The organism is Uniformispora flossi (assembly GCF_049534875.1).
GTDB classification, from domain to species: domain Bacteria; phylum Actinomycetota; class Actinomycetes; order Streptomycetales; family Streptomycetaceae; genus Yinghuangia; species Yinghuangia aomiensis.
Map to the genome: position 1 here is coordinate 1 of NZ_JBMULZ010000043.1, position 7,044 is coordinate 7,044.

General features: G+C 69.0%; 4 protein-coding genes and 1 riboswitch. Of the genes, 2 read left to right on the forward strand and 2 right to left on the reverse strand.

All coding sequences use genetic code 11. From position 1 onward, the window contains the following. Positions 1 to 304: 304 nt before the first annotated feature. Together ACPA54_RS38850 and ACPA54_RS38855 are read right to left on the reverse strand one after the other, a co-directional pair. Entirely contained in the window at positions 305 to 1,882 is a 1,578-nt protein-coding gene (locus ACPA54_RS38850; RefSeq protein WP_423537263.1) for a glycosyltransferase family 2 protein, read from the reverse strand. Next, positions 1,879 to 3,402, reverse strand: a complete 1,524-nt coding sequence (locus ACPA54_RS38855) for a N,N-dimethylformamidase beta subunit family domain-containing protein (RefSeq protein WP_423537265.1) — start codon at positions 3,400 to 3,402, stop codon at positions 1,879 to 1,881. The genes ACPA54_RS38850 and ACPA54_RS38855 overlap by 4 nt, the downstream gene beginning before the upstream one ends. A 690-nt stretch (positions 3,403 to 4,092) precedes the next feature. On the opposite strand from ACPA54_RS38855, the gene galE reads away from it, so the two are divergent. Next, positions 4,093 to 5,058, forward strand: a complete 966-nt coding sequence (galE, locus tag ACPA54_RS38860) for a UDP-glucose 4-epimerase GalE (protein WP_423537267.1) — start codon at positions 4,093 to 4,095, stop codon at positions 5,056 to 5,058. Positions 5,059 to 5,907: 849 nt separating this feature from the next. Further along, positions 5,908 to 6,097: riboswitch (cyclic di-AMP (ydaO/yuaA leader) on the forward strand. A gap of 39 nt (positions 6,098 to 6,136) precedes the next feature. After that, a partial coding sequence (locus tag ACPA54_RS38865; protein WP_423537269.1) for a transglycosylase family protein occupies positions 6,137 to 7,044 on the forward strand: 908 nt, incomplete at its 3' end.

Consider the following 7,044-nt stretch of genomic DNA (forward strand, 5'->3'; position numbering starts at 1 on the left):
CGCGCGGCGAAAGATCCTCCCGCGCGGGCAGGCGCAGCCCCACCCGTGAAGAAGAACGGCTGCCACCGGCGACCGTCCCGGCCGGCCGTGGACACAGCTGGGCCCTCAGCCGATTTCCCGATGTACGACGAGCCCGACGACCTGCCACACGGCCTCGCATCGTGCGCCTCGGCGAGCAACCGAGCCCGCACGGAGCGGTACTGCCCGACTCGGTACGAGTGTTGGAGTGCAAGGGCGGTAACTGCGGTGAAGGCGACGACCCGGGGCGACGGTCCCGGGTCGTCTTCGGACCGCCGCCCAAAGGTCAGCCCGTGCCCATTTTCCGGCCCGCTACCGATGCCATTCCGCGCCAGCCGTCCGCGACCCGCAGCGCGAGCGCGCGTCCCCCGGCGGCGTAGGGCTGGATCAGCCGGAACCCGCCCGCACCGGTGATCCGACGGCCCAGGCCGCTTCCGGCGCGCACTTTGACCGCCGCGACATCGCCGTCCGGGCCGGAGACGACCGCCCAGACATCCCATGTGTTCTCCACCGCGGACTCCGCGCGCGGAATGCCGCGCACCGAGACATGGGCATGCCATGCCTCCGCCGCGGACAGGTGCAGCGGAACCGGCTCTTCGACGGCCGTCCGCGCCCCGAGCCGATGCCGGAATTCCAGGCGCACGGTCTGCGGACCGGCTGCGGCAAGCCGTCCTCCGATGTCGTGGACGGTCAGCGACACGTCGATCCGGCGGACACCCACCTCGACGCGTCCATCGACGCAGAGCGGCAGTTCGCCAGGGGGCAGGGCATCGAGACCGTCGAGGTCGATGTGCCCGCCGCCGTATGGCCACCGCCACCCGCCGTCGGCCGCGGCCGCATAAGGCGGCACCAACCGGGCTGGTGCGGCCGCCAGTTCGGCGAGTCGCGGCAGCCCCTCCGGGACAGGGGAGGCCAATACTGCCGCGGCGGCCCACCGTCGCGCGGCCTCGGCGGATGCCAACGCCTCGGGATCGAACTCGGCAAGGTACGCGCGGGTGGCGGCCCACCACTGCGCCCGGTACTCCGCATCGCGGCCGGGAAGATCGCGCAGATACAGCGGCAGATCGTGGTCGACGAACTTGGCCTGGGCCGCGGTCGCGAGGTCGTCGCGGCCCGCGGCGCGCAGGATCCGGGTGACCTGGCGGTGCGCGTCCAGACGGTCCGTCCAGTTGGCGATCCGGTGCCGGCGCAGCGAAATCGACAACCCGGCCGCCGCGCGGCGCACGTGCCAGATGTACACCGGCTCCGGGGTGACCGCGAGCACCGGCTCGGCGGCATAGAACCGGGCGGTGAACACGAAGTCCTCGTAGTGCGCGGCGCCCTCGGGGAATCGGACCTTGTGGGTGTCGAGGAAATCCCGCCGGTACAGCTTGTTGACACACAGTGTGTCGCGCAGGAAACGCGGTTCGCCGGACAGGCCGGTCAGCACTCTCGGCACGTCGAACAGTTCCGGCTGCCAGGGCACTTCACGCCCGGAAGGAAGCTCCCTGCGGACGCACAGGCCCACCGCCGCGTCGGCATTGGCTTCTGTCGCGGCGGACAGCATGCGGGTGGCGGCCCCGTGCGGGAGCACGTCGTCGCTGTCGAGGAACATGACCCACGGTGCGGTGACGACCGCCAAGCCGTCGTTGCGCGGCGTGCCGCATCCGCCGCTGTTCTCGGTTCTGCGGACGACGCGTACCCGCGGATCGCCTGCCGCATACGCTTCCGCGGCTTCCGCGGTGCCATCGCCGGAAGCGTCGTCGACCACCACTACTTCGGCGACCGCAGGCCCTTGCCCGAGTGCCGATTCGATCGCATCGCCGATGTTGCCCCGGTCGCGGAACGCGATCACCACGACCGCGACCTTCGCCTCGTCCTTCACCCCGCCAGCATCTTCCCGAAGAGGTTCTGCGTCGCCGCCTGTATGTGCTTGGCCGCGGCGGTGTCCCAGCCCAGGAAGATGCCCCAGCCGAACGTGCCGGCGTTGAAGACCCAGTTGCCCGCCGGGGCCCGGTAGACCACGGCCTCCTGCCGGTCGTGGAGCCCGCCGGTGTTCGTGAAGGTGCTCTGCGACAAGACGGTCATCTCGGTGCTCTGCGGCAGCGCCAGACCGGCCACTTGATGGTCCGCTTCGCCGCGGACCGCGCCGTCGAGTTCCTGGCCTTCCTTGACCCCGGTACCCGCCCACAGCCAGTGGTCGGCGTTCTTCACGACCAGCGGAAACCCCTCCGCGGGAACCCCGTAGCCCATCTGCCCGTACGAGGAACCCCACAGCATCTGCTCGGGATTGCCCACGTCCCGCCACAGCTTTGCGGGACCGCCGGGAGCCTTCGCCCGCGGGTCCGGCTTTTCCTTGTAGACGGTGAGGCGCATGTCGCCGACACCGGGCTCGGGCTCCAGCCGGACACGCCAGTAGCACTGGTTGGCACCGAAGGACGCGATGTGCACGCCCTTGGCCTTCGCGTCGTCCAGCACGTCGCGCATCTTCTGGGACCAGTACTCGTCGTGGCCGGGGACGACGATGACCTTGTACTTGGTGGGATCCACCTTGCCGTTGTGCAGGTCGAAACTGCACGCGTACGTCACGTCGTACCCGAGCCGCTCGGCAAACTTGATGAACTGGTGCTCGTAGTCGATGAGTTTGGTCGTTCCCCCGCCGGAGAACGGGCGCGCGAACGAGACCTGGGTGCGCTTGAGCGCGCCGTCGAGCTTCTTCTCGGCGTTGTAGCCGAAGTAGACGCTCTGCCCGGCGACACCGTCCATCGGGTAGAGGTTGTATGCCTGGTACGTGGCGAACGGCAGGATGCACAGGAAGTCGGCGGGCCGGTGGTCTGCCACGACGAAGGACACGTAGTTCTGGAAGCCGCGCTCATTGCGCACCACGGCGAGGTACGCGCCGGACATCCAGTCCTTGGGGATCTTCAACTCCCAGGACTTCTGCCACTGGAAGTAGACGGCCTTCGAGTCCGGGTCGTCGGCGATCTTCAGATCGGACTGCGTGATCCCCTGGATCGGGTCGCTCCGGAACATGAAGCGCGCACCGTCACCGCCGTAGTGCCCCAAGCGGTACACGGAAACAGTGAACTTCTGCGCCGGATTCACCGTGACGTACAGGTCCAGCGACCCGCCGGGCGCGACCGTCGTCGCGGACGCGTAGCCCTGGCACTGCCGTTCCGTGTCGTTCGACGCCTTGCCGAGCTTGCCGTGCTTCCATTCCTGGGTGCCCGGGCGCGCGTTCTCGTCAACGATCGCCTTGGCGGGCCTCGGGTTCGGGGCCGGACCCTTGCCCGACGCGTTCTTCGGCCGCGCCTTTTTCTGCTTGTCGTTGATCGCGTGTTCCCGGTAGGCCGCGGCGCCGCCGGCGGCACCGGCCGCGCCGGCGGCTATACCGCCTCCGATCATGCCGAACAACATCCGGCGACTGACCCCTTGGCGGTCGGTCATACTGGCATCTCTCCCCGGGTGAGGCGATCGCTTCTTCTCGCCGCCCAGAATACGTTGCCGCTGGTCACTCAGAGGCACGCGCATGTGGCCGGAAGCTTGCGTACGGACACTTGCCGTCACCTTGCGCATGTTCCGTGACATATGAGCGAGCCGACACCGGGAGTTCTCGTCCGGCGGCACCCAACCCCGGCATCGCGGATCGCGAAGTCGACACGGCAGCTTCTTCGCGTGCGTGACCGCCAAGTGCACTGACACTGCGAGGTGCGCGGCCACAACTGCACCGGGCCCGCGACCGGCACCTGTGATGCAAGCCACACAGGCGCAATCCGGCCTTGACGGAGCAGTCGGCGGTCCTGACGGCCAAGGCGTCGCGCCGACCAACCCAGATCGCCGCGCCCAGTCCGTACCGGTGCGCCGACAGCTGTGACCCGCTGCCTTCCGCAGCCGGCGGGACAGCACCGCCGGGACCCGGATCAGCGCGAGCAGCGGTCCGCGCACAGGACTTCTACGGCTCCGTCAACCCGAGTGCCGGCAGCGCCCCCACGATGCGCGCGTCGTCTGCCGGAGACGCCGTGCCGCCCTCCGATCCACCGAGTGTCCGGCCCTCGTCTCAACGTGGGCGCGTTCCGCAGCACATAGGATCACCACATGAAGTGGCTTGTCACCGGCGGAGCCGGATACATCGGTGCACATGTCGTCCGGTCCCTGCTGGCGGTCGGCGAGTCGGCCGTGGTGGTGGACGACCTCTCGACCGGCAACCGGTCGCGGCTGCCGGAATCCGTGCCGTTCGTGACCGGTTCGGTGCTCGACCGCGCCCTTCTCGACGAAGTGTTCGCGGAGCACCACCCGGACGGGATCGTGCACATCGCCGGGAAGAAGCAGGTCGCGGAATCCGTGGCACGGCCGCTGTTCTACTACCGGGAAAACGTCGAAGGCATGCGCACGCTCCTCGCGGCGGCCGCGGACGCCGGGGTGCAGCGGTTCCTGTTCTCGTCGAGCGCCGCCGTCTACGGCATGCCGGATGCCGATCTGGTCGACGAGGACTATCCGTGCCGGCCGCTCAGCCCCTACGGCGAAACCAAACTGGCCGGCGAATGGCTGCTCCGCGCGGCCGCCGCCGCGCACGGCATCGGCTATGTGTCCCTGCGCTACTTCAACGTGGCAGGAGCCGCCGAGCCCGCGTTGGCCGACGAGGGGGTCTTCAACCTCGTTCCCATGGTCTTCGAGAAGCTCTCCGCGGAGCAGCCGCCTACGATCTTCGGCGACGATTATCCGACCGCGGACGGCACCTGCATCCGCGACTTCATCCATGTCGACGACCTCGCCGAGGCACACGTCGCGGCCGTACGGCGGCTCGCCACCGATCCTGACACCGCTCTCACCCTGAACGTGGGTCGGGGCAAGGGGACTTCGGTTCGGGACGTGGTCGAGCTGATCGGCAAGGTGACCGGCCGCGGCGACCTGCCCCCCGTGGTGGTCGAACGGCGCCCCGGCGATCCCGCGCAGGTCGTGGCACAAGCCGACCGCATCACCCGCGAGCTGGGCTGGACTGCCCGGCTCGGCATCGAGGACATGGTGGAATCCGCCTGGGCCGGCTGGCGCCTCCGCAGCTGACCGGAACAGTCCGGTGGCGGCCCCATTGCCTGTCGGCTCGTGGCCGGTCCGCCGAGCCGTGGATCCGGCTTCTTCGTGGTGAAGTCGAGCAGCCTCCGGGGAGAGGTGCGGGGTACAGGGTGAAGTCGATCCCACACCCGGCTTCGTGCCGGACGGCCGGGCGCCCCCGGCGGCCATGCCCAAATCGAGCTCTTGGCGCAGTTACTCCCATCGAATCCCGGTGTGAAGGACGAACAGGATCCGGCACCCCGCCTGCCGGTCCGGGCACCCGCGGTCGGCTCGGCACCTGCTTCCGCATCGGAACCGGCAGCAGCGGCCTGGTCGCACGGCGGTGGGTTTGCCGCGCTCGCAGGACGCGTCAGAGCGCGCTGCCGTCCTGGCGGCCCGCTCGGATATCCGACGGAGCCGCGGCCCAGCGGCCGGAACCAACGGCCGCACGGCGCAGCAGGACAAAGTCCTACTTTTCTTACCAAATGGGATGCGGGGCTCACGCACTCGCTGGTTCGCAGCCGAGCGACATCCCTATAGCTAGAGCCTCAAATCAGGACATCACGGACCCTCCTTCGGAAATGTAGATCAGGTCACATCGCCGCCACTCTCCGAATGCACCCATGTACTGTCCGCGACCATACGGCACGCCGGGTCAGCTTTCCCGTACGGAAGGTAGGAATTCGGACACCGAATGACAGATGGGCATGACAAGGAGTCATCGCCTTCCCACCGTCAAGCGGTCTCAAACCCCCTCCTTCGCCAAGTCGCTTGTGATCTCGGGACGCGTCTGCCTAACGTGCTCCGCGTCGGTCCCCACACCGACCCCTCCCACCGGAACGCCTAGTTCTGCCGCCGGCCGGGACGGGACCGCTGAGTAAGCGACCACGGCAGAAGCGGGGGAACCAGGTGTAACGCCGGCCCGGCGACAGCCGGGACGGCTTGGGGTGAAGCCATGCCTCGAACGCCCTGAACAGGGCCATCGAAGGCTGGCCGGGCAACTCCAGCCCGAATCCGACAGCTCACCTCGCAGGCGTAGGAGAGGAAACGCTTCATGCTGTCCGGAATCGGGCGTCATCGCCGTACCCGCATGTCCACGACCTCGCGTTTCGCGCTTGCCGCCGGTGTCACCGGCGCCGCGATAGCCGCCCCGATCATCGGCGCCACCAGCGCGTCGGCCGCTTCGGTGAGCACCTGGGACAAGGTCGCGGCGTGCGAGTCGACCAACAACTGGTCGATCAACACCGGCAACGGTTTCTACGGTGGGCTCCAGTTCACCAACTCCACGTGGCAGGAGTTCGGCGGCACGCAGTACGCGCCGCGCGCCGACCTGGCCACCAAGGACCAGCAGATCGCGATCGCCGAGAAGGTGCTCGCCGTCCAGGGCCCCGGCGCCTGGCCGGTCTGCTCCGTCAAGGCGGGCCTGACCAAGAACAGCGGCACCCCGTCGCTCGACACCGGCTCCTCGGCGAAGTCCTCCGCCGCCAAGCCGGCCGCGCAGCCGAAGACCGCCTCGCAGGCCCCGGCCGCGAAGCTCACCCAGGACGCGCCGCAGACGCAGGCCGCGGCCCCGAAGGCCGAGACCAAGACGACGGCGCCCGCCCCGGCGGCCTCCACCGCCAAGTCGGCGTACACCGTCGTGGTCGGTGACACCCTCTACAAGATCGCCACCTCGCACGGCGTGTCCGGCGGCTGGCAGAAGGTCTACGACCTCAACCGCGGCGTCATCGGCGGCAACCCGAACCTGATCTTCCCGGGCCAGAAGCTCGCGCTCTCCGCGCAGGCCTCCGCCCCGGCCGCGAAGCTCACCGAGGACAAGGCCCCGGCCGCGACCACCTCGTCGTCCTCGTCCTCCTCGTCTTCTTCCTCCGCGAAGCTGACCGAGGACAAGGCGCCGAGCAAGTCGACCGCCAAGTCGCAGAGCAGCAGCACCGCGAAGTCCTCGGACAGCAGCAGCTCCTCCTCGACCGCGTCGTCGACCGGCTACGTCCGCCCGGT